General features: G+C 65.6%; 30 protein-coding genes and 1 tRNA gene. 15 read left to right on the forward strand and 16 right to left on the reverse strand.

All coding sequences use genetic code 11. From position 1 onward, the window contains the following. Positions 1-30: 30 nt before the first annotated feature. From HS053_RS02590 to prpE, 3 genes are read right to left on the reverse strand one after another with little or no spacing between them, the layout of a single operon-like run. Positions 31-1437 (reverse strand): sigma-54-dependent transcriptional regulator, encoded by a 1407-nt coding sequence (locus tag HS053_RS02590; protein WP_174209651.1) that lies wholly within the window; start codon positions 1435-1437, stop codon positions 31-33. Further along, positions 1434-1865 (reverse strand): hypothetical protein, encoded by a 432-nt coding sequence (locus HS053_RS02595; protein WP_174209652.1) that lies wholly within the window; start codon positions 1863-1865, stop codon positions 1434-1436. Before HS053_RS02595 ends, HS053_RS02590 begins: the two co-directional genes overlap by 4 nt. 57 nt (positions 1866-1922) lie before the next feature. After that, on the reverse strand, positions 1923-3821 hold the full coding sequence (gene prpE, locus HS053_RS02600; RefSeq protein ID WP_174209653.1) for a propionate-CoA ligase PrpE: 1899 nt from the start codon (positions 3819-3821) through the stop codon (positions 1923-1925). A gap of 316 nt (positions 3822-4137) precedes the next feature. Between prpE and aspS the strand changes: the two genes are divergently transcribed. From aspS to HS053_RS02625, 5 genes are all read left to right on the forward strand, one after another. Next, entirely contained in the window at positions 4138-5919 is a 1782-nt protein-coding gene (gene aspS / locus HS053_RS02605; protein WP_174209654.1) for an aspartate--tRNA ligase, read from the forward strand. Beyond that, positions 5916-6419, forward strand: a complete 504-nt coding sequence (locus HS053_RS02610) for a DUF1993 family protein (RefSeq protein WP_174209655.1) — start codon at positions 5916-5918, stop codon at positions 6417-6419. The genes aspS and HS053_RS02610 overlap by 4 nt, the downstream gene beginning before the upstream one ends. Positions 6420-6503: 84 nt before the next feature. Next, positions 6504-7859, forward strand: coding sequence for a DUF1800 domain-containing protein (locus HS053_RS02615; RefSeq protein ID WP_241699737.1), 1356 nt, complete (start codon positions 6504-6506; stop codon positions 7857-7859). A gap of 14 nt (positions 7860-7873) precedes the next feature. Then, positions 7874-9076 carry a DUF1501 domain-containing protein gene (locus HS053_RS02620; protein ID WP_174209656.1) on the forward strand — a complete coding sequence of 401 codons (1203 nt, stop codon included), beginning with the start codon at positions 7874-7876 and terminating at the stop codon, positions 9074-9076. 124 nt (positions 9077-9200) lie between these two features. Beyond that, on the forward strand, positions 9201-9920 hold the full coding sequence (locus HS053_RS02625) for a GNAT family N-acetyltransferase (RefSeq protein WP_174209657.1): 720 nt from the start codon (positions 9201-9203) through the stop codon (positions 9918-9920). A gap of 1 nt (position 9921) precedes the next feature. On the opposite strand, the gene HS053_RS02630 is transcribed toward HS053_RS02625, so the two are convergent. Continuing rightward, positions 9922-10674, reverse strand: coding sequence for a response regulator (locus HS053_RS02630; protein ID WP_174209658.1), 753 nt, complete (start codon positions 10672-10674; stop codon positions 9922-9924). Between the two features lie 192 nt (positions 10675-10866). Between HS053_RS02630 and mce the strand changes: the two genes are divergently transcribed. Next, a complete protein-coding gene (gene mce, locus HS053_RS02635; RefSeq protein WP_174209659.1) occupies positions 10867-11271 on the forward strand; it encodes a methylmalonyl-CoA epimerase in 405 nt (134 codons plus the stop codon). Beyond that, positions 11268-11540, forward strand: a complete 273-nt coding sequence (locus tag HS053_RS02640) for a DUF1467 family protein (protein WP_174209660.1) — start codon at positions 11268-11270, stop codon at positions 11538-11540. The genes mce and HS053_RS02640 overlap by 4 nt, the downstream gene beginning before the upstream one ends. Before the next feature lie 25 nt (positions 11541-11565). Here the strand turns inward: HS053_RS02640 and HS053_RS02645 are convergent, their stop codons facing one another. After that, on the reverse strand, positions 11566-12276 hold the full coding sequence (locus HS053_RS02645; RefSeq protein ID WP_174210070.1) for an EI24 domain-containing protein: 711 nt from the start codon (positions 12274-12276) through the stop codon (positions 11566-11568). Continuing rightward, the gene (locus HS053_RS02650; RefSeq protein ID WP_174209661.1) at positions 12276-12854 is read right to left on the reverse strand and encodes a nitroreductase family protein; all 579 of its coding nucleotides are present in this window, start codon (positions 12852-12854) and stop codon (positions 12276-12278) included. Before HS053_RS02650 ends, HS053_RS02645 begins: the two co-directional genes overlap by 1 nt. Positions 12855-12948: 94 nt before the next feature. Between HS053_RS02650 and HS053_RS02655 the strand changes: the two genes are divergently transcribed. Then, the gene (locus HS053_RS02655) at positions 12949-13203 is read left to right on the forward strand and encodes a DUF167 domain-containing protein (RefSeq protein ID WP_174209662.1); all 255 of its coding nucleotides are present in this window, start codon (positions 12949-12951) and stop codon (positions 13201-13203) included. A 41-nt stretch (positions 13204-13244) separates the two neighbouring features. On the opposite strand, the gene HS053_RS02660 is transcribed toward HS053_RS02655, so the two are convergent. Next, a complete protein-coding gene (locus tag HS053_RS02660; protein ID WP_174209663.1) occupies positions 13245-13502 on the reverse strand; it encodes a hypothetical protein in 258 nt (85 codons plus the stop codon). Positions 13503-13644: 142 nt separating this feature from the next. Between HS053_RS02660 and HS053_RS02665 the strand changes: the two genes are divergently transcribed. The 4 genes from HS053_RS02665 to HS053_RS02680 all read left to right on the forward strand — a co-directional run bounded on the left by HS053_RS02665 (position 13645) and on the right by HS053_RS02680 (position 15567). Continuing rightward, positions 13645-14382 (forward strand): M48 family metalloprotease, encoded by a 738-nt coding sequence (locus tag HS053_RS02665; protein WP_241699738.1) that lies wholly within the window; start codon positions 13645-13647, stop codon positions 14380-14382. Between the two features lie 79 nt (positions 14383-14461). After that, positions 14462-14713 (forward strand): DUF6455 family protein, encoded by a 252-nt coding sequence (locus tag HS053_RS02670; RefSeq protein ID WP_174209664.1) that lies wholly within the window; start codon positions 14462-14464, stop codon positions 14711-14713. 57 nt (positions 14714-14770) lie between these two features. Further along, complete coding sequence (locus HS053_RS02675; RefSeq protein ID WP_174209665.1) at positions 14771-15148, forward strand: YigZ family protein; 378 nt, start codon at positions 14771-14773, stop codon at positions 15146-15148. Positions 15149-15204: 56 nt separating this feature from the next. Next, positions 15205-15567 carry a diacylglycerol kinase gene (locus tag HS053_RS02680; RefSeq protein WP_174209666.1) on the forward strand — a complete coding sequence of 121 codons (363 nt, stop codon included), beginning with the start codon at positions 15205-15207 and terminating at the stop codon, positions 15565-15567. 50 nt (positions 15568-15617) lie between these two features. On the opposite strand, the gene HS053_RS02685 is transcribed toward HS053_RS02680, so the two are convergent. The 3 genes from HS053_RS02685 to HS053_RS02695 all read right to left on the reverse strand — a co-directional run bounded on the left by HS053_RS02685 (position 15618) and on the right by HS053_RS02695 (position 16710). Further along, on the reverse strand, positions 15618-15995 hold the full coding sequence (locus HS053_RS02685; protein WP_174209667.1) for a TonB-dependent receptor: 378 nt from the start codon (positions 15993-15995) through the stop codon (positions 15618-15620). Positions 15996-16191: 196 nt separating this feature from the next. Continuing rightward, positions 16192-16267: transfer RNA gene (locus HS053_RS02690), tRNA-Ala, on the reverse strand. A 107-nt stretch (positions 16268-16374) separates the two neighbouring features. After that, positions 16375-16710, reverse strand: a complete 336-nt coding sequence (locus tag HS053_RS02695) for a TIGR02300 family protein (RefSeq protein ID WP_174209668.1) — start codon at positions 16708-16710, stop codon at positions 16375-16377. 145 nt (positions 16711-16855) lie between these two features. Between HS053_RS02695 and HS053_RS02700 the strand changes: the two genes are divergently transcribed. From HS053_RS02700 to HS053_RS02710, 3 genes are all read left to right on the forward strand, one after another. Next, complete coding sequence (locus HS053_RS02700) at positions 16856-17536, forward strand: M48 family metallopeptidase (protein ID WP_174209669.1); 681 nt, start codon at positions 16856-16858, stop codon at positions 17534-17536. 38 nt (positions 17537-17574) lie between these two features. After that, entirely contained in the window at positions 17575-18225 is a 651-nt protein-coding gene (locus tag HS053_RS02705; RefSeq protein WP_174209670.1) for a GntR family transcriptional regulator, read from the forward strand. Positions 18226-18316: 91 nt separating this feature from the next. Further along, on the forward strand, positions 18317-19057 hold the full coding sequence (locus tag HS053_RS02710; protein ID WP_174209671.1) for an intradiol ring-cleavage dioxygenase: 741 nt from the start codon (positions 18317-18319) through the stop codon (positions 19055-19057). 49 nt (positions 19058-19106) lie between these two features. On the opposite strand, the gene lpdA is transcribed toward HS053_RS02710, so the two are convergent. The 6 genes from lpdA to HS053_RS02740 all read right to left on the reverse strand — a co-directional run bounded on the left by lpdA (position 19107) and on the right by HS053_RS02740 (position 25943). Further along, the gene (lpdA, locus tag HS053_RS02715) at positions 19107-20495 is read right to left on the reverse strand and encodes a dihydrolipoyl dehydrogenase (RefSeq protein ID WP_174209672.1); all 1389 of its coding nucleotides are present in this window, start codon (positions 20493-20495) and stop codon (positions 19107-19109) included. 81 nt (positions 20496-20576) lie between these two features. Next, positions 20577-20972: an MAPEG family protein gene (locus HS053_RS02720; RefSeq protein WP_174209673.1), complete on the reverse strand. Its 396-nt coding sequence runs from the start codon at positions 20970-20972 to the stop codon at positions 20577-20579. A gap of 1 nt (position 20973) precedes the next feature. After that, on the reverse strand, positions 20974-21372 hold the full coding sequence (locus HS053_RS02725) for a hypothetical protein (RefSeq protein WP_174209674.1): 399 nt from the start codon (positions 21370-21372) through the stop codon (positions 20974-20976). A 164-nt stretch (positions 21373-21536) separates the two neighbouring features. After that, positions 21537-22736: a 2-oxoglutarate dehydrogenase complex dihydrolipoyllysine-residue succinyltransferase gene (gene odhB / locus HS053_RS02730; RefSeq protein WP_241699739.1), complete on the reverse strand. Its 1200-nt coding sequence runs from the start codon at positions 22734-22736 to the stop codon at positions 21537-21539. A gap of 22 nt (positions 22737-22758) precedes the next feature. After that, positions 22759-25713 carry a 2-oxoglutarate dehydrogenase E1 component gene (locus HS053_RS02735; RefSeq protein ID WP_174209675.1) on the reverse strand — a complete coding sequence of 985 codons (2955 nt, stop codon included), beginning with the start codon at positions 25711-25713 and terminating at the stop codon, positions 22759-22761. Between the two features lie 65 nt (positions 25714-25778). Continuing rightward, positions 25779-25943 (reverse strand): hypothetical protein, encoded by a 165-nt coding sequence (locus HS053_RS02740; RefSeq protein WP_174209676.1) that lies wholly within the window; start codon positions 25941-25943, stop codon positions 25779-25781. Between the last annotated feature and the right edge of the window lie 21 nt (positions 25944-25964).

Raw genomic sequence — 25964 nt, forward strand, 5'->3', positions numbered from 1 at the left:
CTGCCCGCCGGCGCCTGTCGCGGGCGCGGCCTAGCGGGCGCTGCCCCAGCCTTCCAACTTGCGGTAGAGGGTGGAGGGCGACAGTTCCAACGTGCGCGCGGCCTTGGGGACCGAGCCGCCGTGACGGGTCAGGACCGCCTCGATCACCATACGCTCGATCTCGGCCAGCGGGCGGTTCAGCAGCGTTTCGGGCAGCGCGGTCTGGTCAGCGGGCGATTGCGGCGCCACCGGGGCCGGGCGGGGTTCGTCCTGGGCGAAGAGGTTTTCCGGCAGCATCCCCGGCGTGACCAGCCCGCCCGGATGCAGTACCACCACATTGCGGATCACATTCAGCACCTGACGCACATTGCCCGGCCAGGGCAGGCGGCGGAACAGCGCCAGCACCTCGGGCGAGAGGCCGTCAAAGCTGCGACCCTCTTCCTCGGCAAAGCGGGCAAGGGCGGTTTCGGCAATCTCGATCACGTCATCGGCGCGGTCGCGCAGCGGGGGCATGTGGATCGGCACCACGAAGAGCCGGTAGAACAGATCCTCGCGGAACTGGCCGCGGCGGACGGCATCCATCGGGTCGCGGTTGGTGGCGCAGACGATGCGGACATTGACCTTGCGCGGCTTGGTGGCGCCGACCGGCACCACGGTCGAGGTTTGCAGGAACCGCAAGAGCTTGGTTTGCAGCGCCGGCGCCATCTCGCAGATTTCGTCCAGAAACAGCGTGCCGCCATCGGCGGCCTGCGCGGCGCCTGGCTTGTCGGAAATCGCGCCGGTGAAGCTGCCCTTCATATGGCCGAAGACTTCGGATTCCAGCAGATCCTGCGGGATGGCGCCGCAGTTCAGTGCAATGAAGGGGCCATTGGCGCGGGCCGAAGCGCCATGCACCGCCAGCGCTGCCAGTTCCTTGCCGGTGCCGCTTTCGCCGGTGATGAAGACCGTGGCCATCGACCCGGCAACCGAGGTGATCTTGCCCTGAATCCGCAGCATCGCCTCGGAGGAACCGATGAACGACCCCGACGGCGCTGCGGCGGGGGCCGTGTCGGCACTGCTGACCGTTGCTGCGGGGCGTGGGGCCGCCGGTGCGGCGGCATTGGCCAGCGCCGCCAGCAGCCGCGCCTCTTCGACCGGCTTCACCAGAAATTCATGGGCGCCGGCGCGCATCGCCTCGACCGCCTTGCCGACCGAGCCATGGGCGGTCAGCACGATGACCTGCGTGCCCGGCCGGATCGCCAGAATGTCGCGCATCAGATGCAGTCCCTCGCGGTCGGGCAGCACAAGGTCCAGCAGCACGGTGCGCATGGTGCCGGCGCGGAACATGGCCAACCCTTCGGCGGCGCTGGCCGCCACTTCAACCGGGTGGCCGGCGGCGGTCAGGATGGTCCGATAAACCAGCCGCAGCGAGGCGGTATCCTCGATCACCAGAACCGGCGGTGCGCTGCGGCGGCTCATGTCGGGCCCGTTTCGTCCAGCAGCGCGGCGCAGAGCAGCGAGACCCCGCTGATCAGCGCGCGGGCCTGGGTCAGCGCCTCATCCGGGGCGGTGGTGATGCCTTCGACCATCTGATGCAGCCGTTCGGCCAGTGTGCAAAGCGCCGTGGCGCCCACGGTGCCGCAAAGCGCGATCAGCACATGGGCGGCGCGGTGCAGCCCGGCGCCGTCGCGCAGCGAAAGCGCATCGCCCAGACCGTCACAGGCCGAATGCAGATCGGCGCGCAGATGATGCAGGATTTCGGCCGCAGCCTCGGGCCCAGCCAGACCCAGAAGGCGGCGCAGTGCGCTGCGGTCCCAAACGCCATCCCAATGATCCTGCGGGGGGAATTCCCTCTCGGCAAGCTGCGGGGCGCTGTGGGGCGGCGGTTCTGCGGGCAGGTCGCTCATACCATTAAAGCTAGGCGAAACGGCGGCGATGTCCAGCCGCCGTTTCGCAGAATGCAATCAATCTTTGCCTTTTGCGTAGCCAAGGCTTTGCAGGGCCAGCGTGATCTCGTCCAGGATCGCCGGGTCGTCGATGGTGGCGGGCATCTTCCATTCGGTGCCGTCGGCAATCTTGACCATGGTGCCGCGCAGGATCTTGCCCGAGCGGGTCTTGGGCAGGCGGTCCACCACCACGGCGCGCTTGAAATCGGCGACCGGGCCGATCTTTTCGCGCATCAGCTTGACGCATTCGGCCACCACTTCCGATGCCGCACGGTTGGCCCCCTTGTTCAGGCACAGGAAGCCGACCGGCGACTGCCCCTTCAGATCATCCGCCACGCCGATCACGGCGCATTCGGCAACGTCCTTATGCCCCGCCAGGACCTCTTCCATCGCGCCGGTCGACAGGCGGTGGCCCGCGACGTTGATCACGTCATCGGTGCGCGCCATGATGTAGAGATAGCCGTCTTCGTCGATGTATCCCGCATCGCCCGTCTCATAATAGCCGGGGAAGTGGTTCAGATAGCTTTTGCGGAAGCGGTCCTCGGCATTCCACAGCGTCGGCAGGGTGCCGGGGGGCAGCGGCAGCTTCACCGCGATGGCGCCCAGCTGGCCCGGGGGCACGGCATGGCCGCCCTCGTCCAGCACCTGCACGTCAAAGCCCGGCATCGGCACCGAAGGGCTGCCGATCTTGACCGGCAGATGTTCAATCCCCATCGGGTTGGCGGCGATGGCCCAGCCGGTTTCGGTCTGCCACCAATGGTCGATCACCGGCACATTCAGATGGCGCTGGGCCCAGAGGATGGTATCGGGGTCGGCCCGCTCCCCGGCCAGATACAGCGTTTTAAGCTGCTTCATGGCATAGTCTTTCACCAGCTCGCCCTCAGGATCGTCGCGCTTGATGGCGCGCAGGGCGGTGGGGGCGGTGAAGAAGGATTTCACCTTGTTCTCGGCAATGACGCGCCAGAAGGTGCCCGCATCCGGGGTGCCGACCGGCTTGCCTTCAAAGACAATGGTGGTGCAGCCCGCAATCAGCGGCGCATAGCAGATATAGCTGTGGCCGACGACCCAACCCACGTCCGAAGCCGCCCAGAACACATCGCCCGGGCCGCAGTCGTAAATCGCCCGCATGGTCCAGTTCAGCGCCACCAGATGGCCCGCCGTCGGGCGTACCACGCCCTTGGGCGCGCCGGTGGTGCCCGAGGTATAGAGGATATAGGCCGGATGATCGCCCGAGACCGGCACGCATTCCGCCGGTTTCACGCCATACTGAAAGGTGTGCCAGGCCACGTCACGGCCCTCGACCAGCTTGGCAACCTCTTGTTCCCGCTGGAAGATCACGCAGAAATTCGGCTTGTGGGTGGCCATGTTGATGGCAGCATCCAAGAGTGGCTTGTAATGCACGATCCGGTTCGGCTCGATCCCGCAACTGGCCGCGATGATCGCCTTGGGGGTGCAATCGTCAATCCGCACCGCCAGTTCATTGGCCGCAAAGCCGCCGAAGACCACCGAATGGATCGCCCCCAGCCGGGCGCAGGCCAGCATCGCCTCCAGCGCCTCGGGCACCATCGGCATGTAGATGATCACCCGGTCACCCTTGCCCACGCCCTTGGCGCGCAGCGCACCGGCAAGGCTGGCCACGCGGGTCTGCAATTCCTTATAGGTGATGCCCTTGCGCAGATGGGTCACCGGGCTTTCGTGGATGATGGCCAGTTGATTGCCCCGGCCGGCCTCGACATGGCGGTCCACCGCGTTCCAGCAGGTGTTCACAGTGGCGTCGGTGAACCATTCATAGAGGGGAGCGCGGCTGTCATTCAGCGCGCGGGTCGGCGGCTGAACCCAGTCGATGCCCTGAGCCGCGTCCATCCAGAACCCCTCCGGGTCGGCCTTCCAACCGGCATAGACCTCACGGTATCCCATGGTATGCATCCTCCTCCCAAAGTTAGGGCCTGTTAGCCACCCTGACCTGAGTCGCGCAACAGATGCGACAGGACTGCGACAATAAGTTTGCATATCTGCCGGGGTTTGCGCCGCAAAGCTTTGCAAACTGCGCCATATTGCCAAATTTTCCGCGAATGCGGCCAAACTTTGCAAATTTTCCCCCGCCGGATTGCGAAGCCTTGGCCCGCTGTCCCCATGCAGAATTGCGCAGGCAGGGCAGGGGGCGGGCTTGACTTCGGCCATGGGGCGGGGTGTATCGGGCCAAACCCGCCAAAGCCTCGTGAAGGGGAAGATGATGCACGCCTATCGCAGCCATACCTGCGCCGATCTGAACAAAGCCCATGTCGGCCATGAGGTGCGCCTTGCCGGCTGGGTCCACCGTGTGCGCGACCATGGCGGGGTGCTGTTCATTGACCTGCGCGACCATTACGGCATCACGCAGGTTCTGGCCGACAGCGACAGCCCGGCCTTTGCCGCCATTGAAAAGGTCCGCGCCGAATGGGTGGTGCGGATTGACGGGCGGGTAAAGGGCCGCGACGCCAGCCTTGTGAACGCCAAGCTGCCGACCGGCGAGATTGAGGTTTACGCCACCGGCCTGACCGTGCTGGGCGAGGCGGCCGAGCTGCCGATGCCGGTGTTCGGTGAGGTGGACTACCCCGAGGAAACCCGGCTGACCTACCGCTTCCTCGACCTGCGGCGCGAAAAGCTGCACAAGAACATGATGTTGCGCTCGAACGTCGTGCGGCACCTGCGCGGCGCGATGTGGGATCAGGGCTTCAACGAATTCCAGACGCCGATCATCACCGCCTCCAGCCCCGAAGGCGCGCGCGACTTCCTCGTGCCGTCGCGGCTGCATCCGGGCAAGTTCTATGCCCTGCCGCAGGCGCCGCAGCAGTTCAAGCAGTTGATCATGGTGGCGGGCTTTGACCGCTATTTCCAGATTGCCCCCTGCTTCCGCGACGAAGATCCGCGCGCCGACCGTTCCCCGACCGACTTTTACCAGTTGGATGTGGAGATGTCTTTCGTCGAGCAGGAAGACGTTTTCGCCGCTGTGCAGCCCGTAATTCAGGGCCTGTTCGAGAAATTCCGCCCCGATTGCACGGTGCCCGCTGAATGGCCGCGCATCGCCTATCGGGATTCGCTTCTGTGGTATGGGTCGGACAAGCCCGACCTGCGCAACCCGATCAAGATGCAGATCGTGAGCGAGCATTTCCGCGGTTCGGGTTTCGCCGTCTTCGCCAAGCTTCTGGAGAATGAAGGCACCCAAGTCCGCGCCATTCCCGCGCCCAAAGGCGGCAGCCGCAAGTTCTGCGACCGGATGAACGCCTTCGCCCAGAAAGAGGGCCTGCCGGGCATGGGCTATATCTTCTGGCGCGAGGCCGAGGATGGGTCGGGCATGGAGGCCGCAGGGCCGCTGGCCAAGAACATCGGGCCGGAGCGGACCGAGGCGATCCGCCAGCAGCTTGGCCTTGGCCTTGGCGATGCGGCGTTCTTCCTTGGCGGCAAGCCGGAAGCCTTTGAATCGGTTGCGGGCCGGGCGCGGAACGAGATCGGGCGCGAGTTGGGGCTGGCCGAGACGGACACCTTCCGTTTCGCCTGGATCGTCGATTTCCCGATGTATGAGAAGACCGACGACGGCAAGATCGACTTCAGCCACAACCCCTTCTCGATGCCGCAGGGCGGGCTTGAGGCGCTGTCGGGTGATCCGCTGAATGTCTATGCCTATCAGTATGATCTGGCCTGCAACGGTTATGAGCTGATCTCGGGCGGCATCCGCAACCACAAGCCGGAAATCATGTATCGCGCCTTTGAACTGGCGGGTTACCCCAACAGCGAAGTGGACAAGCGCTTCGGCGGCATGGTCAAGGCGTTCAAATACGGCGCCCCGCCCCACGGCGGCTGTGCCATGGGGATCGACCGGGCGGTGATGCTCTTGGCGGATGAAATGAACATCCGTGAAGTGATCATGTTCCCGATGAACCAGCGCGCCGAAGATTTGCTGATGGGCGCGCCCAGCGAACCCTTGAACGAGCAGTTGCGCGAATTGCGGCTGCGCGTGGTGCCCAAAGACGCATGACCGCGCTTTATGCCGCCTCGGTGCCCGTGTTCGGGCATTACCTGAACCGTCTGTCGGCCATGGTCGGGCGGACGGCGGGGCAGGAGCATCTGTTGCAGGGCCGTCTTGCTCCCGACATGCTGACGGCGGCGCAGCAGGTGGCGACGGCGGCCAGCTTTGCGCTGCGGGTGACCTATCCTTTGGCCGGGCGCCCGGTGGCGCTGGCCGAGGATCACGGGCTCGACCGCATCGGCCTTGGCCGCCGCATTGCCGCGGCGCAGACCGGGCTGGCCGATCTGCGCCCCGAGGAATTTTCCGGCGCCGAAAGCCGCCGCATCCGGCACCGCGCCGGCTTTGCCGAGTTGGACCAGTCGGGGGTGGAATTCCTGCATCTCTTCGGGATGCCGAACTTCATCTTCCACACCTCGATGGCCTTTGCCGTGCTGCGGCAGGCCGGGCTTGAGATCGGCAAGGCCGATTTCGACGGATTGCACGATTATCCGCCAGGTTTCCGGTTCTGACGGAAATCCGCCGGGGCGGCGGGCCGGGGCTGGCGGTGGGGCGCGTCATGCCTATCTATGGGGCTGCACCCTTTGGAGGCGCCGATGCCGCTGACCCCGGAACTTGCCGCGATCCGCTTTGGCTATGGCCTGCCCGTGGCCGAGGGCAGCCCGCGCACGGCGGCCGCGATGATCACTTTCCTTGCGGGCCCGGATGAGATGGCGGCAGCCTGGCCCATCGCCGGAATGGAGGTGTTGGGGCCTCTGCTGCGCGACAATGCCGAGGCCCGGCGCATTGCCGGAAAAGACCCAAGTCAGCGCCACCTTTACGAGGTGATCGAGGCAAAGCTGGCCGCCATTGCCGAGGCGGGCGCCCGCGCCACCCTTGCCCGGGCGCTGGATGCCCGCGACGCCTTGCGCGAACGGCTGGTCACCTTCTGGGCCGATCACTTTACCGTGGTGGCCCCCGCGCCGCGTGACGCCGCCCGCCCCGCCGCGATGATCGAGGATGCCATTCGCCCCAATCTGACCGGCCCCTTTGCCGAGATGCTGATTGCCGTTTCTTTGCATCCGGCCATGCTGATCTATCTGGATCAGGCGCAGTCAATCGGCCCCAACTCACCGCAGGGGCAGCGGCAGGGGCGCGGGCTGAACGAGAATTTCGCGCGTGAAGTCATGGAGTTGCACACGCTGGGCGCCGGCGCCCCCTATAGTCAGGACGATGTGCGCCAACTGGCCGAGGCGCTGACCGGGTTGACCTATGATCCCAAACGCGGCGTGAAATATGACACGCGCCGGGCCGAACCCGGGGCGGAAACGGTGCTGGGCACCACCTATGAAGGCGAAAGCCCCGAGACTGTGCGCCGCGTGTTGTCCGATCTGGCCGCCCGGCCCGAGACGGCGGCCCATCTGGCGCGCAAGCTGGCGGTGCATTTCGTCTCGGACAGCCCCGACCCCGCGCTGGTTTCGGCGCTAGAGGCCGCCTGGCGGCAAGGCAAAGGCGCGCTTTTGCCGGTCTATGAGGTGTTGCTGACCCATCGCGCGGCGACGGGGCGCACCCTGGCAAAGGCACGCCAGCCTTGGGACTATCTGGTGGCCGCGCTGCGGGCGCTGGGGGTGCGCGGCGCCGATGTGATGGTCTGGCCCGAGAAGAAGCTGCGCGAGGTGGTCTGGACGCCGATGCGCAGCATGGGGCAATTCTGGCGCCGTCCGCGCGGCCCCGACGGCTGGCGCGAAGAGGCTGCCGCCTGGATCACGCCACAGGCGCTTGCGGCGCGGATCGACTGGGCAATGAACCAGCCGCAACGGCTGGCCCGGCCCTTGCCCGACCCGGCAGACCTTGCCCGCCGCGCCTTGGGCGATCTTGTGCCCGAGGTGGTGATCTGGGCCGCAACCCGCGCCGAAAAGCGCAGCGACGGGGTGGGGATCGTCTTCGCCTCGGCCGAATTCAACCGAAGATAGGGCGGGACACGGCGATGATTGCACGCAGACAGCTTTTGCGCGGTGCCGCGGCCTTTGCCTGTTCGGCGGCGGCGCATCCGTTCCTGACCACGGTGACGCTGGCCGGATCGGACGGCGGCAACCCCTTGGGCGATCACCGGCTGGTGGTGATCATCCTGCGCGGGGCGATGGACGGGTTGGATGTTGTTCTGCCCAAGGGAGATGCCGATTTCGCCCGGCTGCGCCCGACGCTGAACCGGCCGGATGCGCTTGATCTGGATGGGTTCTTTGCGATGAATGCCGGGCTTGGCGGGCTGATGCCGCTGTGGCAGGCGGGGCAGTTGGGTTTTGTGCAGGCGGTGGCCACCCCCTACCGCGACAAGCGCAGCCATTTCTCGGGGCAGGATCAGCTTGAGGCAGGAACCGGCATGGATGTGCCGCTGACGCAGGTGCGCGACGGCTGGCTGAACCGGATGTTGCAGGCGGTGCCGGGCCTGCGCGCCGAAACCGCCTATGCCGTGGGGCGTGAGGAGTTGCGGGTGCTGGCCGGTGCCGCGCCGGTGCATGAATGGGCGCCCGAGACCTTGCTGGAGCTTTCTCCGCAGGCGGCCCTGCTGCTGGAACAGGTCTACCACGACGACCCGCTGTTTCTGGCCGCCGCCTCGGAAGCGATCGAGCTGGGCGCGCCCGAGATGATGGAAGACATGGCGGGGGCGGGCGGGCTGAAAGGCGTCAAGCTGGACGATGTGGACAAGCTCGTGCGCTTTGCCGCCGGGCGGCTGCGCGAGGAAACGCGGATTGCCGCCTTTTCCCTGTCGGGGTGGGATACGCACAAGTCGCAGGCGCGGGGGATGGGGCGGGCGCTGATGCGGCTGGAGCGGGCGATCCTGCAATTGCAACAGGGGCTTGGCGCCGATGTCTGGGGCAAGACCACCGTGCTGGCCATGACGGAATTCGGCCGCACCGCCGCCGAAAACGGCTCGGGCGGGACGGACCATGGCACCGGCGGCGCGATGCTGGTGGCCGGGGGGGCGGTGCGGGGCGGCCGGGTGTTCGGCGATTGGCCGGGGCTGGCAGAGGCGGCGCTGTATCAGCGCCGCGATCTGATGCCCACCTCGGATGTGCGGGCCTGGGCGGCCCATGCGATGCAGGGCATGTATGGCTTTGACCGGGCAGTGCTGGAGGGCGCGGTGTTTCCGGGGCTGCAGATGGGCGGCAATCCGGGGCTGATCCTGTAGGCTTGCGCAGTCTTCCCGCCCCGAAGGGCTGCCCCCCGGTCGGTTCTGACGCCGTGGTATAGGCGGCTTTCCCGTTGCGCAGACGCCGGGCGCGCCGCATAACAGCCAAAACGGAGGGCAGGTCATGGCCGAGGCAAAGAAATTTGGAGCGCCGGTTCCGGGCTGGACGCCGCCGCCCCGCCCGCTGGGCGAGGTGCTGGACGGCACCTGGGCCCGGCTCGAGCCGCTTGAGGCCGATGCCCATGCCGCCGACCTGCACCGTGCCTATTCCGGCCATGACGGTTTGTGGGATTATATGCCCTATGGCCCCTTCAACTCGGCTGCCGCCTATCACCGCTGGGTGAAGGAAACCGCTGTCAGCGACGATCCGTTTTTCTACACGATCCGCGACAAGGCGAGCGGCCATTGCGGTGGTGTGGCAAGCTATCTGCGGGTGACGCCGGTTATGGGGTCGATCGAGGTGGGCCATATCTGCCTTGCCCCCGAGATTGCCCGGGGCCGGATCTGGACCGAGGCGATGTTCCTGATGATGGACTGGGCCTTTCGCGCCGGATACCGCCGCTATGAGTGGAAATGCGACGCGCTGAACCTGCCCTCGCGCCGGGCGGCGCAGCGGCTGGGCTTCAGCTATGAGGGGATTTTCCGGCAGGCGGCGGTGGTCAAGGGCCGCAACCGTGATACCGCATGGTTTGCCATCATCGACGCCGAATGGCCGGCGCTGCGCGAAGCCTTCACCGCCTGGCTTGCCCCGGCGAACTTCGATGCCAACGGCCGCCAGCGCGAGCGGCTGTCCGACCTGACCCGGCTGGTGCGGCCCGGCGCGGATCCGGCGCTGGCCAGCTAGGCTATCCCTCGGCCGATTTCCGGCGGGAGGTAAAGGCGGCGGGCAGGGAAAGCCGGTCGCCGATCATTTGCTGCAACATAGTCAGGTCGCCTGCCGCTCGGTCGGGGTTACGGTCGGGCAGGGTGGCGGCGTTGGCGGCGGCGGCAAGGGCCGCGTCATGGTCCTGCCCGGCGATCCCGGCCAGAAACCCCGCCACATAACGCCCCGCGCCGCCGGGGGTGGCCAACAGGGCCGCGGCGCGGATCAGATCATCGCGCAGCGCCAGCGGGTCGGGTTCAACCCGGTCTTCGACGCCGGGGGGCGGGCTTACGTCAAGGTCAGGCAAATGGCGGCGCAGGGTCTGGCAGAAGGCGGCAAGACTTTCAAACGGTTTGTCCAGAAAGCCGTCCGCCCCCGCCGCCAGCGCCGCACGGCACCCGCCCTCGGCCCCCGACGTGCCGAGGATCACCGAGGGCCGACGCGCCGACAGCACAAGGTCACGGATCAGCGCCTCGCCCCGGCCATCGGGCAGGCCGAGATCGACGATCACCACATCGGGCCGGTAGGTGCGCAGATGGGCGCGGGCCGCGTCGAGCGTTTCGGCACGGCGCAACCGCGCGCCTGCCCGCTGGCACATCACGCGCAGGGCATCGCTGGCAAAGCGGCTGTCCTCGACGGCAAGCACGGTCAGCCCCTGCAGGGGCAGCGCCGCGCGCAGATGCGGCGGCAGCGACAAAAGCGGCGCGGGAACCGGGCTGGCAGGCAGGTTGGGCATCGGGCACCTCGGGAGGACAGGGGCGAGTCGGCGGTTGGACCCAGTTCAGCACGGCTTTGGCTAATGCGCGGTAAACGGCAGCCGACCCGCAGGCATTTTCCCGCGGTTTTCGCGGGGCTGCGACCCTTGCACCCCTTGCGGCACCGGCCTGCGCTGCCCATAACCGCCGTAACCCGTGCGAAGGAGTTGCCCATGATCGGCCGTCTGAACCATGTCGCCATCGCCGTGCCCGACCTTGAGGCAGCCTCGGCACAGTATCGCAACACCTTGGGCGCGCAGGTCGGCGCCCCGCAGGATGAGCCGGACCATGGCGTGACCGTGGTCTTCATCGAACTGCCCAACACCAAGATCGAGCTGCTTTACCCCTTGGGCGAAAACTCTCCGATCAACGGGTTTCTGGAAAAGAACCCCTCGGGCGGCATCCATCATATCTGCTATGAGGTGGATGACATCCTTGCGGCGCGCGACCATCTGAAAGCGTCGGGGGCGCGGGTGCTTGGCTCGGGCGAGCCAAAGATCGGCGCCCATGGCAAGCCGGTGCTGTTCCTGCACCCCAAGGATTTCAACGGCTGTCTGGTGGAGCTTGAACAGGCATGACGATCACCGCCGCCCTGATCCTGTTTTCGGTCACCTGGTTCATGGTGCTGTTCTGCGTGCTGCCGGTGCGCTTTGAAAGTCAGGGCGACCGCGGACAGGTGACCCCGGGCACCCCGGCCTCGGCGCCCGAAGATGCGATGATCGGCAAGAAGGCAAAGATCACCACGGTCATCGCCACGGTCATCTTTGCCATCACCTATGGCATCATCACCTCGGGTTGGGTGACGGTGGCCGATATGGACATCTTCGGGATGCTGCCGAAGAACTGAATGGCGGGGCAGGGGGCGGAGTTTTTCATAAACTCCGCTGCGCCGCCGGGCGCGGCGCGGCCAGCCGGTGGAACATATGGGTGAAGGTCGCCACCCCCAGCACCGGAATTGCCAGATTGATCAGCGGCACCGACAGCGGCACCGCCATCAGCGTGCCCGCCAGCCAGATCTGTAACCAATGCTGTACGCGCAGTTGCTTGGCCGCCGGTCGGCCCAGCCGCCGCGCCGCGACAAGGGTGAAATATTCCCGCCCCAGCAAAAGCCCGTTCAGTGCCCAGAAGGCCAGCGGAATGAAGGGGCCGGTGAAGATATAGATGAAAAGCGCCACCACGTTCACCGCCACCAGAAGGCCGATGAAATTGGCCGTCTCGACCAGCGTATCGGCAAGCCGCGCCGGGGGCACCGGCGGCAGGGCGGGATAGTGGCGATCCTCGACCGCCTGCGCCACGTCTTCCAGAAACAGGCCCGAAAAGGCCGATGCGGCGGGCACCATCAGAAACACCGAAAGCCCCAGCATCAGGAAGAACGACCCCCAACTCAGCAGGGTGTCGATACCGCCCACCGGCCCGATCAGCGGAATCTCTATGCTGCCGGGGGCCCAGCTTTCAATCAGCCAGAGAAACAGCGCATAGACCGCGACCAGCAGCGCCAGCGCCAGCGCCACGCCAAAAAGGACCACGCGCAAAAAGCGTCCGTCGCCAAGCTGCCCCAGTGCGCGGAAGAAATCGGTGAAGATCATTCCAGCCCCCAGCGCACCACCCGGCCAAGGTCCGGGCGCGGGCGGTCGGGGGCGACAGGGCCGCGGCCGCCGATATGCACGATGCCTGCGACCGTCTCTTCGCCGCTGCACCCAAAGGCGCGGGCGGTGAAGGTGGCGTCATGGGCGGGCCAGCCGGTGAGCCAGGCCGCGCCCCAGCCTGCCGCCGTGGCCGCGTTGACAAGGTTCATGCACAACGCGCCAGCCGACAGCCGCTGTTCGGCCAGCGGCACCTTTTCGGCGGCGACGGGGGCAGAGATGACCACCACCGCAAGGTGACCATTGTCATATTGCCCGCGGCCCTTGGCGATCTTTTCGGCATCGCCACCCATCTCGCGCGCCCGCGCCTCGGCCAGATCGGCCAGCCGCGCCATATCGGGGCGGGTCAGAACGATCAGCCGCCAGGGTTCCAGCTTGCCATGGTCGGGTACCCGCAGGGCGGCGGTCAGGATCGGGTCCAGCTCGGCGCGGGCCGGTGTGGCGCCGGTCATCGCTTTCATCGGATAGGATTGGCGGGCGGCGAGAAAGGCAAAGGCTTGGGCGTCGGCAACGGGCATCGGAAGTCTCCTTTCGGGCAAGCTAGGGGAAGGGCGGGGGCTTGCCAAGGTGCGGGCGGGGCGCGAAGTCTGGTGCGGCTGACGGGAGGCGCGGATGAAGCGGGGGGCATGGGCCGAGCTGGCCGTGACGGGGCGGGAGTTCCATCTGAAAGTGACGCCCGGCGCAAGGCGGCAGGCGCTGGAACAGGCGGGTGAGGGGTTCCGCGCCCATGTCACCGCCGCGCCCGAGGATGGCAAGGCCAATGCCGCAGTGGCCGAACTGCTGGCGCAGGCGTTGGGGGTGGCCAAGTCGCGGCTGACGCTGCTGCGGGGGGCGACATCGCGCGACAAGGTGTTCCGGCTGGACTGACGGGCCTACCCCTCATCGCCCCGTTCGGGGAGGTGCGGGGGTCAGCCCGCCGGCTTGGCGCTGCGCTCGATCCGATAGCTGCCTTCGGGCAGGTCCAGCGCGGCGGCAAGGTCGTGCAGTTGGGCGATGGACAGGGTGATCGTCACCGGCTCATCCGTCATCTGATCCACCTGGCGGATCACCACGCATTCCTCGAATGCCTCGATGATCACATCCTCCTGCAAGGGGGATGTGCTGTCGTCGCCCTCATCGACGAGGGTGATCACGGTGGCGTCGAAATCGTGTTCGATGGTGAACATGGCCCCAGTTTAGGGCCGCGGCCGGGCAGGCTCAACCCCCTTCGACCGCCGAAGCGGGGCATAGGGACTGGCGGGGTGGGGGGCGGAGTTGCTATGCAGGGCAAAACCCCGGACAGCGGGCAGACAGAGGCGGAGCGACGGCATGGCAGGCAAAATCGGTATGGCGATACGGGGCGGGGCGCTGCTGGCGCTTTTGGGCGGCTGCGTGATGCCTGCGACCTATACCCTGCCGGGCGAAGACGGCGGCGCGCCGGTGGTGCAGCCCTCGCGCCCCGCGGCGCTGCCCGACACCGCCGGTTTCGCCGCAGTCGTCGCCCGGATGGAGCCGGTGGCCGAAAGCTATTGCCGCCAGATGCGCCGGGTCAGCAACTGCGATTTCCGCATCGTGATCGATGATCGCCCGGGCCAGCCGGCCAATGCGCTGCAAACGCTCGATTCGGCGGGGCGCCCGATTCTGGCCTTCACCTCGGCGCTGCTGGCCGATGCCCGCAATGCCGACGAACTGGCCTTTGTCCTCGGCCATGAGGCGGCTCATCATATTGCGGGCCACATCCCGCAAAGCCAGCAGAATGCGATGGCGGGCGCGCTGCTTGCCGGGATCATGGCTTCGGCGGCGGGGGCATCGCAGGCCGATCTGGACGCGGCAGAGCGGATGGGGGCGGCCATGGCCGCGCGGGCCTATTCCAAGGATTTCGAGCTTGAGGCCGATGGGCTTGGCGCCGAAATCGCTTGGCGGGCGGGGTTCGATCCGGTGCGCGGCACCGCGTTCTTTGACCGTCTTCCCGATCCGGGCGACCGCTTCCTTGGTTCCCATCCCGCCAATGCACAGCGCAAGGCCGTGGTGGCCCAGACCATTGCCCGGCTGAAAGCGGGCGGCTGACCCCGGCTTGATCTGCATCAAGGCGGCCCCGGGGCGATGGGCGCAGCCTTGAGGCGGAACGATGCGAAAGGGATCAGCAATGATCGGGTATGTTGAGGCGCCGATGGCATGGGGCCACACCCATGGCATGGCGCGGCTGTTGGGTGTTGATCTGGCGGGGGCGGTGGTTGATGGCTGGCTGCAGCGCGGGGAACTGGCCGCGCTGGTGGCCACCTGCCAAAGCTGCGGCGCCACGCCCTATTGCAGCGACTGGCTGGCACAGACGGGGGCTGCGGAGGTGGTGCCCGGCTTTTGCCCCAACGGTCCGGCGCTGACGGCGCTGGTGCCCTGAACCGCCGCCCCGAACCGTCGCCTTGCGGCGCACCGGGGCGGGCGATAGCCTGCGCCCATGTTGCAGATCGAAGATGTCCTGCGCGACCGTGGATCGCGCTATGCGGTGTCGGGCGGCCCGGTGCAGGGCCGGGCCGGCGCCGAAGCTTTTCTGGCCGACCTCAAGCGCACCAAGAAATTCGCCAAGGCCACCCACAATAGCTGGGCCGTGGTGTTGTCGGACGAAGGCGCCGTGCGCAACGATGACGGCGAAAGCGGCGCCGGGGCGGTGATCCTGAAGATGATCGAGCGGGCGGGCCTGCAGGACCACATCATCGTGGTCACCCGCTGGTATGGCGGGGTGCATCTGGGCGGCGACCGCTTTGCTCATGTGGTGACTTCGGTGCGCGCCTATCTTGAGGCGCTGGCAGTGGACAAGGCCCGCGCCTTGCGCTGAAATGCCCCAAGGGCAGGCCCCCGCCAAGAGGAGCCGCGCCGCGGGAGGGACAAGCGATGAAAGCGATGCTGGCCGCCGAGGCGCGGCGGTTCTGGAACACCTGCCTCTGGTCGCTAGACGGCTGGCGCGCGGCATGGGCCAGCGAAAAGACGCTGCGGCAATGGACGGTGGTGAATGTGCTGTCGGCGGCGCTGGCCTTTTCGCTGGACCTGACGACGGGCGAGCGGGCGCTGGTGCTGGCGCTGGGGCTTCTGGTGCTGGCGATGGAGCTGATGAACACCGGGCTGGAAGAGGTGGTCGATTACCTCTCGCGTGAAATCGACCCGCGCGCCAAGAAGGCCAAGGATTGCGGCTCGGCCGCGGTGGCGCTGACGGCGCTGGCGGGGGGCGTGGCCTGGGTGGTGATTCTTCTGGGCTGAGGCGGGCGGCGCGGTCGTTCAGGACCGCGCAGCCCGCCGGGCAAGAGCCGTCAGCGGCTCTTGCCGAATAGATTCACGGCCCAGAGCAGCGCCCCCAGCAGAATCGCAATTTCGGCCACCGGGAAGATCGGCCCGATCACCGCGCCATCGGCCCGCCCCGACATCAGCAGGAAAAGCCCGGCCAAAAGGACCAGTGCCCCCACCTGATGCAGCCAGAAATGCGCCTTTGGCATCCAGCCTTCGGCGAGCCCCGGCAGCAGCCGATAGGCCAGCCCGAACACCGTCATCAGCGTGAAACCCAAGAGGTTGATATGGGCATGAACCGGCGCCAGCGAATGGTCGCCCGATCCGCCCATGTAACTGCCAAGCCCGATGCCGACGAGAAGATAAAGCGAACCGATAACCAGAAAACCGCGCGAAACATCCATGGTGCTGTTCCTTGTCAGACGGGCCGCAATCTGGCCCGCGGTGCCACAGTATCACGGGTCCGTGATCGTGTGGCGGGAAAAGATGTAAAGGATACTCGTCATTCCCGTGCCGGGCGCCGCATTTTCATCGGCGCAGCCAAGTCGATGAGGCAAAACGAAAAAGGCGCCCGAAGGCGCCTTGTTCCATCTGGATGATTGGTGGAGCCAGGGAGGATCGAACTCCCGACCTCTTGAATGCCATTCAAGCGCTCTCCCATCTGAGCTATGACCCCGTTCCAATCGTCTGGCGCGTGGGGCGCGCCGGATGGCCGCTGTTTAGGGGAGGGCGCGGGGGGGTGCAAGAGGAAAAATGCACCTTTTTCGCGCGCCCTCGAAACCTTCAGACTTCTTCCTCGTCGCCGGCCACATCAGCCAGTTCGTCGAGCGAAACATTGTCGTCCGTATCGTCTTCCAGGAGCTCGTCGTCCATCTCGGTGTCATCCGCGACACCGCCGACCAGCAGCTCGTCATCCGCTTCCAGATCGTCGACCAGAACGTCGTCATCCTTCTCGGGCACCGCACGGCTGATCACGGCGGCGGCCATCTTGCGGCGTGCCGATTCGATGTCCACGACTTCGCCGGTATAGGGCGAGACGACGGGCACTTTGTTCAGGTCGTAAAAGCGCTTCCCGGTGGTGGGGCAAATGCGCTTGGTGCCCCATTCTTGCTTGGGCATGGTCTTCCCTTTTCAGGTTCATTGTCCAGAGTCGCGCTCGCTTGCCACAAGCCCGGGCCACTGTCAAAGCCTTTGTCGGCCCTTGGGCGGGTGGTTGCGGCTGAGGCGCAGATGGCTATTCTGGCCACCCGCTGCAAGAGGCCCCATGCCCGTTCTTCCCGGCCCTCCCGCGCTTGAAATCACGCTGCGCCGATCGGCCCGGGCGCGGCGCTTTTCCCTTCGGGTTTCGGCGCTGGATGGCCGTGTCACCCTGACCCTGCCGCCCCGCGCCCGCGAGGCCGAGGCGATGGCCTTTGCTCGCAGTCAGGAAGACTGGCTGCGCCGGGCGCTGACCCGGATTGCGCCGGGGGAGGCGGTGGGCATCGGCAGCGATTTGCCCTTTGAGGGCCGGCTGCTGCGCCTTGTTGCGGGCACGGGCCGCACCCTGCGGATCGAAGGGGATCAGCTTTTGGTGCCGGGCGACCCGGCGCAGGCCGGGGCGCGGGTTGCGGCCTGGGCCAAGGCGCGGGCGCGCGACCGTCTGGTTGCCGCTTCTGACCACTACGCCGCGCAGATCGGCCGCAAGGTGACGCAGATCGCGCTGCGCGACACCCGCTCGCGCTGGGGCTCCTGCACCGCCGAAGGGCGGCTGATGTATTCCTGGAGGCTGATTCTGGCGCCGCCCCGGGTGCTGGACTATGTGGCGGCGCATGAGGTGGCGCATCTGGTCGAGATGAACCACTCCCCGGCCTTCTGGGCGGTGGTCGGGCGGCTGTATCCCGGCTGGCAGGCCGAGCGCGCCTGGCTGCGCGGGCAGGGCAGCCAGTTGCACAGCTATCGGTTCTAATGCTTGACCCCGCCCGCCTGCCCTGATTGGCTTGCCCCATGGTCACCACGATCCGCCCCACCGATCCCAACGCCGCCGCGCATGAACGGGTCTACCGCAGCCTGCGCCAGCAGGTCATGCATGGCGAGTTGTCGCCGGGACAGGCGCTGACCCTGCGCGGGGTGGCGCAAAGCTTTGGCGTGTCGATGACCCCCGCGCGTGAGGCGATGCGGCGGCTGGCGGCCGAAGGGGCGCTGACCATTTCCAACTCGGGGCGGATTTCCACGCCGGAACTCACGCCAGAGCGGATCGAGGAACTGGCGCAGGTCCGCGCCCTGCTTGAGCCGGAAATGGCCGCACGGGCCTTGCCCCGGGTGCATTTCGCGCTGATCGACCGGCTTGCGGCGATCAACTCGGCCAATCAGGAGGCGGTGATGAATCAGGATGCGGTGGCCTATGTCCGCTCGAACCTGGAATTTCACCGCACACTGTATCTGCGGGCGCAGACCCCGGCGATGCTGGCGATGATCGAGACGGTTTGGCTGCAGCTTGGCCCGACGATGCGCGCACTTTACCAAAAGATCCGCCGCCGCGACCTGCCGCAGCATCACCGCCACATCCTTGCTGCGCTCAAGGCCGGGGACGAGCCGGGCCTGCGACTGGCGGTGCGCACCGATGTCACACAGGGGCTGCGGCACCTGATTTCCTGACGCCGCGACGGAACGCCTGTCTCCGGGCGTTTGCAGCCCGAACCTAGACAGGCCCGACGCAAGAAGGGTCCGACCCAAGACAGGATAGCCGATGCCCGCCCTTACCACGCTTGACCGCCGCACCCTTTTGCGCGCGCTGACCTTTGCCCCGGTCGCTGCCGCCCTGCCGCAAACCATTCTGGCCGAGGTGGCGGGGGCCGGGCTGATCACCACCGACGTCTGCCTGTTGCAGGCCGAAGTCACCGAGGGCCCCTTCTACATCGACCCGCATCTTTTGCGCGCCGACATCACCGAGGGGCGCCCCGGACTGCCGATGCAACTGCGTCTGCAGGTGGTCACCGCCGACTGCACGCCTGTCGCCGGCGCACGGGTGGATGTCTGGCATTGCGATGCGCTGGGCGTCTATTCCGGGGTCGAGAATCTGGGCGGCGGGGAGGACACGGTTGGCCAGACCTTCCTGCGCGGCACGCAACTCACGGATTCAGAAGGAATTTCGACGTTCCAGACCATCTTCCCCGGCTGGTATCGCGGCCGCACCACCCATATCCATTACAAGGTGTTTCTGGATGAGACGACCGTTCTGACCAGCCAGATCTTCTTTGACGAGACGGTCAATCAGGCGATTTATGACGACCATGACGCCTATGAACGCCCCGAAGCGCGCGACATGCTGAATGCCGCCGACAGCATCGCCGCCGAGGCCGGGCAGGGTGCCTATGCCACGGTGCGGATGACCGAACCGGATGGCGCGATGGAGGCGGCGCTGGTGGTGGGCATCAACCCCGAGGGCGGGTCGGCCGGGCTGCTCGACTGGCTGTGGAAGCGCGGATAAGCGGCCCGGCAGAGGTTGCCCCGGGGCTATGGGCCCCGGGGATGAAAGGTCAGGCGTGGATTGCGCCCAGACCGCAGGCGAGGGCGGCTTCGCGGACCGCTTCGCTATAGGTGGGGTGCGCGTGGCAGGTCAGCGCGAGGTCTTGTGCCGAGGCGCCGAATTCCATCGCCACGCAGACCTCGTGGATCAGGTCGCCAGCGCCGGGGCCGATGATGTGGCAACCCAGAATCCGGTCGGTTTCCTTGTCGGCCAGCAGTTTCACGAACCCTTCGGCCTGAAAGACCGCCTTGGCGCGGGCGTTGCCCATGAAGGGGAATTTGCCGACCTTGTAGGCGCGCCCTTCCTCTTTCAGTTGCTCTTCGGTCTTGCCCACGCTGGCCACCTCCGGGGTGGTGTATATCACGCCCGGGATTACCTCGTAGTTAACGTGACCGTGCTTGCCGGCGATCACTTCGGCCACGGCCATGCCCTCATCCTCGGCCTTGTGGGCCAGCATCGGGCCGGGGACGGCATCACCGATGGCGTAGATGCCCTTGATATTGGTGGCAAAATGGCTGTCGATCTTGATCTGGCCCCGCGGCAGCATCTCAACCCCCAGCGCCTCAAGCCCGAGACCGGCGGTAAAGGGTTTGCGCCCGGTGGCGACCAGCACGACATCGGCGTCAAGGCTGGCCTCGCTGTCGTTCTTGCGCAGTTTCCAGGTGACTTTGGCGCCGGTTTCGGACGCCTCAACCTTCTGCACCGCCGCGCCAAGGACGAACTTAAGCCCCTGTTTGGAAAGGATTCTCTGGAAGGACTTCGCCACTTCGCCGTCCATGCCGGGGGTGATCGCCTCAAGATACTCAACCACCGTCACCTGCGCGCCCAGACGGGCATAGACCGAGCCCATCTCAAGCCCGATCACGCCGGCGCCGATCACCACCATGGTTTTCGGGATGGCAGGCAGGGTCAGGGCGCCGGTGGAGGTGACGACGACCTTTTCGTCCACCGTCACGCCGGGCAGGCTGGATGCCTCGGAACCCGTTGCAATCACGATGTTTTTCGCTTCATGCACCTCGTCGCCGACCTTGACCTTGCCCGGCTCGGGGATCGAGCCCCAGCCTTTCAGCCAGGTGACCTTGTTCTTCTTGAACAGGAATTCGATGCCCTTGGTGTTGCCGTTGACCACGTCCTGCTTGTAGTCCTTCATCTTGGACCAATCGACGGTGGGCGCGCCACCCATCAGGCCCATTTTCTCAAAGTTTTCATGGACTTCGTGCAGGTGATGCGTGGCGTTCAAGAGGGCCTTGGAGGGGATGCAGCCGACGTTCAGGCAGGTGCCGCCCAGCGTCTCGCGCCCTTCGACGCAGGCGACGTTCAGGCCCAGTTGTGCTGCGTGGATGGCGCAGACATAGCCGCCGGGGCCGCCGCCGATCACGATGAGGTCAAAGCTTGCCATGGGGATTTTCCTTCGGAAGAGACGTATTTTTTGCGTATGTTCTGCGTAGTTTTTCCGTAGATACTTCGTAACTACACGGTTTCAGATCAAGGCCGCGAGGAGCAGGGTCAGCGTGGCGAAAAATCCCACGGCCCAGATCGCCGAACGGCCGGGCCGCCAGCCAAGGTAATAGGCCGGGACGTAGAGGATGCGGGCGCCAAGATAGACCCATGCGGCGGTCTGGGTGACCGGGGTGGACTGGCCGGACAGGGTGACCACCACCACGGCGAGGGTGAAGAGGATCAGCCCCTCAAAATGGTTGTTCAGCGCGCGTTGCAGGCGGGCGGTGCCGATGGACAGTTGCCGCGACGGCGGGATGTCACGGGCGGAGGAGGTATAGCCCACCCCCAGCTCGCGGTTGGCCGGGACGGCGAAGGCCGCGAATTGCAGGCATTGCAGCAGACCGGCGAGGGTGAGGGCGGTGAGTTCGGGGGTCATGTCAGCCACCGCCAAGTGACTTAAAAAGTCCACCGACAAAACCGCCAGCTAGATCGCCTACGCCGGTGTAGTAACTTGTTTCTTTTCGGGTCTGCAGCACGGCTTCGCCGATTGTGGTGGTAATTTCGCCAATCGACATTCTCTTACCCATTAGAGCGAGTCCGTGAGCTGTTAGGGTTGGCCCTACAACGAAAGCGCCTCCGGAAATGAAGGTCTGAACGTTGGTAGTTCTGATTATGCCTTCGGCTTCCAGCCACTTAACACTGGTTGCAAAAAATGGCTGATACTCGTCTTCGAGACCAAGCTGATGGAACTGAAGAGTCCTCTCAGACAAGCCCCACTCCAATAGCAGACCTAGTATCTTAGCGATGACCAGTTCGCTCATCTCGATATTGTTCATGCGTCTGCCTCACTGGCTCCCCCCTTTCCAAATAGGTGGAGGGGCAGAGAAATATGGGTTTCGCGTCATCTGGTATTCGGGCAGACCCGACCGGTGCGTGCAAGCACGCACCCTAGCCAAGGCAGGGTGCGGCAGTCCGTAGGTCGGGGTTCACCCCGACTCCCTCAAAGATCCATCAGCAGGCGGCGCGGGTCTTCCAGCGCCTCTTTCACGCGGACGAGGAAGGTAACGGCGCCTTTGCCGTCCACGATGCGGTGGTCGTAGCTGAGGGCGAGATACATCATCGGGCGGATGACGATCTGGCCGTTCACCACCACCGGGCGGTCCTGGATCTTGTGCATCCCCAGAATGCCCGATTGCGGCGGGTTCAGGATCGGCGAGGACATCAGCGAGCCATAGACGCCGCCGTTCGAGATGGTGAAGCTGCCGCCCTGCATTTCGGCCATCGACAGCTTGCCGTCGCGGGCGCGCAGGCCCAGTTCGGCGATCTTCTTTTCGATGGCGGCAAAGCCCATCTGGTCGGCGTCACGCACCACCGGAACCACGAGGCCCGAGGGGGTGCCGACGGCGACGCCCATGTGGACATAGTTCTTGTAGACCACATCCTGACCGTCGATCTCGGCGTTGACTTCCGGGACTTCCTTGAGGGCATGGATACAAGCCTTCACGAAGAAGGACATGAAGCCAAGCTTGACGCCATGCTTCTTCTCGAACTGGTCCTTGTAGGCGTTGCGCAGCTCCATGATGCCGGACATGTCCACCTCGTTATAGGTGGTCAGCATGGCGGCGGTGTTCTGCGCGTCTTTCAGGCGGCGGGCGATGGTGGCGCGCAGGCGGGTCATCTTGACGCGCTCTTCGCGGGCGGCATCGTCTGCCGGGACGGGCGCGCGCGGGATGGCGGCGGGCGCGGGGGCCGCCGTCACCGGAGCGGCTGCGGCGGCGCGCGCCACGTCTTCCTTCATCACGCGGCCATCGCGGCCGGTGCCCTGCACCTGATCGGGCGAGAGGCCCGCTTCGGCCATGGCTTTCTTGGCCGCGGGGGCGTTTTCGATGTCCTTGGCCGCCGGGGCGGGGGCCGGGGTGGCTTTCGGCTCTTCGGCCTTGGGCGCGGCCGGGGCGGTGCCCACGGCGCCTTCGGTCACGATGGCCAGCCGGGCCGAGGCGGCGACGGTCGTGCCTTCGGGCGCGAGGATTTCGGCCAGAACGCCGGACACCGGGCTGGGCACTTCAACCGAGACCTTGTCGGTCTCAAGCTCGCACAGCATTTCGTCCTGTTTCACCGTGTCGCCCACCTTCTTGAACCAGGTGGATACGGTTGCCTCGGACACGCTTTCGCCCAGGGCGGGCACCATAACGTCGGTCATGTTACTCTCCTCTCTCCGGGCCTCAGCCCAGAGCCTCCTTCACGAGGGTTTCCTGTTCATATTTGTGGCGGCTGGCCAGACCCGTGGCGGGCGAGGCCGAAGCCTTGCGACCGGCATAGGCAAAGCGGGTCTTCTTCGCGCCGATATCGGTCAGCAGCGCCTCAAGCTCGGGCTCGATGAAGCTCCAGGCGCCCTGATTTTTCGGTTCTTCCTGGCACCAGACCCATTCGGCGCCTTTGAAGCGGCTGAGTTCGGCGGTCAGCGACTTTTTCGGCACCGGATAGATCTGTTCCAGACGCATCAGATAGGTGTCGTCCTGGCCCCGCGCATCGCGTTCGGCCAGCAGGTCGTAATAGACCTTGCCCGAGCAGAGGACGACGCGCTTGATCTTGTCATCGGCCTTCAGTTTCAGCGTCGAATTGCCCTTCTCGGCATCGTCCCACAGCACGCGGTGGAAGGTGGAACCGTCAAGGAAATCCTCGGCATTCGAGACGCACATCGGATGGCGCAAGAGCGATTTCGGCGTCATCAGGATCAGCGGCTTGCGGAAGTCGCGGTGCAACTGGCGGCGCAGGATGTGGAAGTAGTTGGCGGGCGTCGAGCAATTCGCCACGATCCAGTTTTCTTCCGCGCTGAGTTGCAGGAAGCGTTCCAGACGGGCGGAAGAATGTTCCGGCCCCTGACCTTCAAAGCCATGCGGCAACAGCACCACAAGGCCCGACATCCGCAGCCATTTCGATTCGCCCGAGTTCACGAACTGGTCGAACATGATCTGTGCGCCGTTGGCGAAATCGCCGAACTGGCCTTCCCAAAGGGTCAGCGTGTTGGGTTCCGACAGCGAATAGCCGTATTCAAAGCCCAGCACCGCATATTCCGACAGCATCGAGTCGATCACCTCATACCGCGCCTGTCCGGGGCGGATGTGGTTCAGCGGGTAGTAACGTTCCTCGGTGGTCTGATCGACCCAGCCGGAATGGCGCTGCGAGAAGGTGCCGCGGGTGCAGTCCTGCCCGGCCAGACGCACCGGGAAACCTTCGGTCTGCAGCGTGCCAAAGGCCAGCGCCTCGGCCGTGGCCCAGTCGAAGCCCTTGCCGGTTTCAAACATCTTGGCCTTGGCGTCCAACTGGCGCGTCACGGTCTTGTGGATGTCGAAGCCTTCGGGAATGCGGGTCAGGGCGGCGCCCACCTCGTCAAAGGTTTCGCGTTTGACCCAGGTTTCGCCGCGCTGGTAATTCTCCAGATCCTTGGGTGTCATGTTCTTCCAGCGCCCGTCCAGCCAGTCGGCCTTGTTGGGTTTGAAGTTCTTGCCGGCCTCATGCTCTTCATTCAGGCGGGCCTGGAAGGCGGCCTTCATGTCTTCGATCTCGCCTTCGGGGATCAGGCCGTCTTTCACCAGACGCTCGGTATAAAGTTGCAGCGTCGTCTTCTGCTTGCGAATGCGATTATACATCGCCGGGTTGGTGAACATCGGCTCATCGCCTTCGTTGTGACCGAAGCGGCGATAGCAGAAGATGTCCAGCACCACGTCCTTGTGGAACTTCTGGCGGAATTCGGTGGCCAGTTTGGCGGCATGAACCACCGCCTCGGGATCGTCGCCGTTGACGTGGAAGATCGGCGCTTCGACCATCAGGGCGATGTCGGTGGGGTAGGGGGAAGAGCGGCTGTAGGACGGCGCAGTGGTGAAGCCGATCTGGTTGTTTACGACGATATGGATGGTGCCGCCGGTGCGGTGGCCTTTCAGCCCCGACAGGCCAAAGCATTCCGCCACAACGCCTTGGCCCGCAAAGGCCGCGTCGCCGTGCAGGAGGATGGGCAGAACGGCAATCCGTTCCGCAGTGTCGGCATATTGGTCTTGCTTGGCGCGGACCTTGCCCAGAACCACGGGGTTCACCGCCTCAAGGTGGGAGGGGTTGGCGGTCAGCGACAAGTGGACGGTGTTGCCGTCAAAGGTGCGGTCCGACGAGGCGCCGAGGTGATATTTCACGTCGCCCGAGCCGTCCACATCTTCGGGCTTGTAAGAGCCACCCTGGAATTCGTGGAAGATCGCTTTGTAGGGCTTCTGCATCACATTGGCGAGGATGTTCAGGCGGCCGCGGTGCGGCATCCCGATCACGATCTCTTTCACGCCCAACTGGCCGCCGACCTTGATGATCGCTTCCATCGCGGGGATCAGCGCCTCACCCCCGTCAAGGCCGAAACGTTTGGTCCCCATGTATTTGACATGCAGGAACTTTTCATAGCCTTCGGCTTCGACCAGCTTGTTCAGGATGGCGCGGCGGCCTTCGCGGGTGAACTGGATTTCCTTGCCGTAGCCTTCGATCCGTTCCTTGAGCCAGGCGGCCTGTTCCGGGTCGGAGATGTGCATGTATTGCAGCGCGAAAGTGCCGCAATAGGTGCGCTTCACGATGTCCACGATCTGGCGCATCGAGGCGTGGGTCAGGCCCAGCACATTGTCGATGAAGATCGGGCGGTCCATGTCGGCTTCGGTGAAGCCGTAAGAGGCCGGGTCCAGCTCGGGGTGGCTGCCGGTGGGGGTCAGGCCCAGCGGGTCAAGATCGGCGGCCAGATGGCCCCGGATCCGGTAAGCGCGGATCAGCATGATGGCGCGGATCGAGTCGAGGACCGCGCGCTGGATCTGCTCTTCGGTCAGGGTCAGGCCTTTTTCGGCGGCCTTCTCGACGATCTTCTTGCCCGCACCCTTCGCCTCGGGGGCGGCGGGCCATTCGCCGGTGAGGGCGGCGGTCAGATCATCGGCGGGAACCGGCGGCCAGTCGGCACGGGCCCAGGTGGGGCCAGCGGCGGCGCGCTTGGTGTCCAGTTCGCTTTCGCCCAGCGAGCGGAAGAAATCGGCCCATTGGGCATCGACCGAGGCCGGGTCATTGGCGAACCGCGCGGCAAGCTGGTCGATGTAATCGGCATTCGCCCCCTGCAGGAAGGAAGAGGCGTGGAATTGGCTGTTGGGGGACTGTTCGGTCATCTCTCGTTTCCTCCCGGGGGGCTTTGGCACAAAGGCCGGGGCGGCGGGGTTTCCCCCGCCGCCGCTCAGTTCAGGATGCTGACCAGCGTGGTCAGCACAGGGTTGGTTTCGGCAAGGCCAAGCGAGATCACGAAGCCAGCCAGAAGGGTTGCAAGAAGCAGGGTGAAGGACAGGATGGCGCGGTCTTCGACGGCATCTTCATATGCGGCAGGATGACGGTCTTCAGTCATTTTTGCATCTTTCTGCTTGCG

This window comes from Tabrizicola fusiformis, assembly GCF_013328815.1.
GTDB lineage: Bacteria > Pseudomonadota > Alphaproteobacteria > Rhodobacterales > Rhodobacteraceae > Fuscibacter.

Excerpts from the sequence above, each read along its gene's own strand:
- HS053_RS02590 (WP_174209651.1), bottom strand. The coding sequence starts at position 1,437 with ATGAGCCGCCGCAGCGCACCGCCGGTTCTGGTGATCGAGGATACCGCC.
- HS053_RS02595 (WP_174209652.1), bottom strand. The coding sequence starts at position 1,865 with ATGAGCGACCTGCCCGCAGAACCGCCGCCCCACAGCGCCCCGCAGCTT.
- prpE (WP_174209653.1), bottom strand. The coding sequence starts at position 3,821 with ATGGGATACCGTGAGGTCTATGCCGGTTGGAAGGCCGACCCGGAGGGG.
- aspS (WP_174209654.1), top strand. The coding sequence starts at position 4,138 with ATGCACGCCTATCGCAGCCATACCTGCGCCGATCTGAACAAAGCCCAT.
- HS053_RS02610 (WP_174209655.1), top strand. The coding sequence starts at position 5,916 with ATGACCGCGCTTTATGCCGCCTCGGTGCCCGTGTTCGGGCATTACCTG.
- HS053_RS02615 (WP_241699737.1), top strand. The coding sequence starts at position 6,504 with ATGCCGCTGACCCCGGAACTTGCCGCGATCCGCTTTGGCTATGGCCTG.
- HS053_RS02620 (WP_174209656.1), top strand. The coding sequence starts at position 7,874 with ATGATTGCACGCAGACAGCTTTTGCGCGGTGCCGCGGCCTTTGCCTGT.
- HS053_RS02625 (WP_174209657.1), top strand. The coding sequence starts at position 9,201 with ATGGCCGAGGCAAAGAAATTTGGAGCGCCGGTTCCGGGCTGGACGCCG.
- HS053_RS02630 (WP_174209658.1), bottom strand. The coding sequence starts at position 10,674 with ATGCCCAACCTGCCTGCCAGCCCGGTTCCCGCGCCGCTTTTGTCGCTG.
- mce (WP_174209659.1), top strand. The coding sequence starts at position 10,867 with ATGATCGGCCGTCTGAACCATGTCGCCATCGCCGTGCCCGACCTTGAG.
- HS053_RS02640 (WP_174209660.1), top strand. The coding sequence starts at position 11,268 with ATGACGATCACCGCCGCCCTGATCCTGTTTTCGGTCACCTGGTTCATG.
- HS053_RS02650 (WP_174209661.1), bottom strand. The coding sequence starts at position 12,854 with ATGCCCGTTGCCGACGCCCAAGCCTTTGCCTTTCTCGCCGCCCGCCAA.
- HS053_RS02655 (WP_174209662.1), top strand. The coding sequence starts at position 12,949 with ATGAAGCGGGGGGCATGGGCCGAGCTGGCCGTGACGGGGCGGGAGTTC.
- HS053_RS02660 (WP_174209663.1), bottom strand. The coding sequence starts at position 13,502 with ATGTTCACCATCGAACACGATTTCGACGCCACCGTGATCACCCTCGTC.
- HS053_RS02665 (WP_241699738.1), top strand. The coding sequence starts at position 13,645 with ATGGCAGGCAAAATCGGTATGGCGATACGGGGCGGGGCGCTGCTGGCG.
- HS053_RS02670 (WP_174209664.1), top strand. The coding sequence starts at position 14,462 with ATGATCGGGTATGTTGAGGCGCCGATGGCATGGGGCCACACCCATGGC.
- HS053_RS02675 (WP_174209665.1), top strand. The coding sequence starts at position 14,771 with ATGTTGCAGATCGAAGATGTCCTGCGCGACCGTGGATCGCGCTATGCG.
- HS053_RS02680 (WP_174209666.1), top strand. The coding sequence starts at position 15,205 with ATGAAAGCGATGCTGGCCGCCGAGGCGCGGCGGTTCTGGAACACCTGC.
- HS053_RS02685 (WP_174209667.1), bottom strand. The coding sequence starts at position 15,995 with ATGGATGTTTCGCGCGGTTTTCTGGTTATCGGTTCGCTTTATCTTCTC.
- HS053_RS02695 (WP_174209668.1), bottom strand. The coding sequence starts at position 16,710 with ATGCCCAAGCAAGAATGGGGCACCAAGCGCATTTGCCCCACCACCGGG.
- HS053_RS02700 (WP_174209669.1), top strand. The coding sequence starts at position 16,856 with ATGCCCGTTCTTCCCGGCCCTCCCGCGCTTGAAATCACGCTGCGCCGA.
- HS053_RS02705 (WP_174209670.1), top strand. The coding sequence starts at position 17,575 with ATGGTCACCACGATCCGCCCCACCGATCCCAACGCCGCCGCGCATGAA.
- HS053_RS02710 (WP_174209671.1), top strand. The coding sequence starts at position 18,317 with ATGCCCGCCCTTACCACGCTTGACCGCCGCACCCTTTTGCGCGCGCTG.
- lpdA (WP_174209672.1), bottom strand. The coding sequence starts at position 20,495 with ATGGCAAGCTTTGACCTCATCGTGATCGGCGGCGGCCCCGGCGGCTAT.
- HS053_RS02720 (WP_174209673.1), bottom strand. The coding sequence starts at position 20,972 with ATGACCCCCGAACTCACCGCCCTCACCCTCGCCGGTCTGCTGCAATGC.
- HS053_RS02725 (WP_174209674.1), bottom strand. The coding sequence starts at position 21,372 with ATGAACAATATCGAGATGAGCGAACTGGTCATCGCTAAGATACTAGGT.
- odhB (WP_241699739.1), bottom strand. The coding sequence starts at position 22,736 with ATGACCGACGTTATGGTGCCCGCCCTGGGCGAAAGCGTGTCCGAGGCA.
- HS053_RS02735 (WP_174209675.1), bottom strand. The coding sequence starts at position 25,713 with ATGACCGAACAGTCCCCCAACAGCCAATTCCACGCCTCTTCCTTCCTG.
- HS053_RS02740 (WP_174209676.1), bottom strand. The coding sequence starts at position 25,943 with ATGACTGAAGACCGTCATCCTGCCGCATATGAAGATGCCGTCGAAGAC.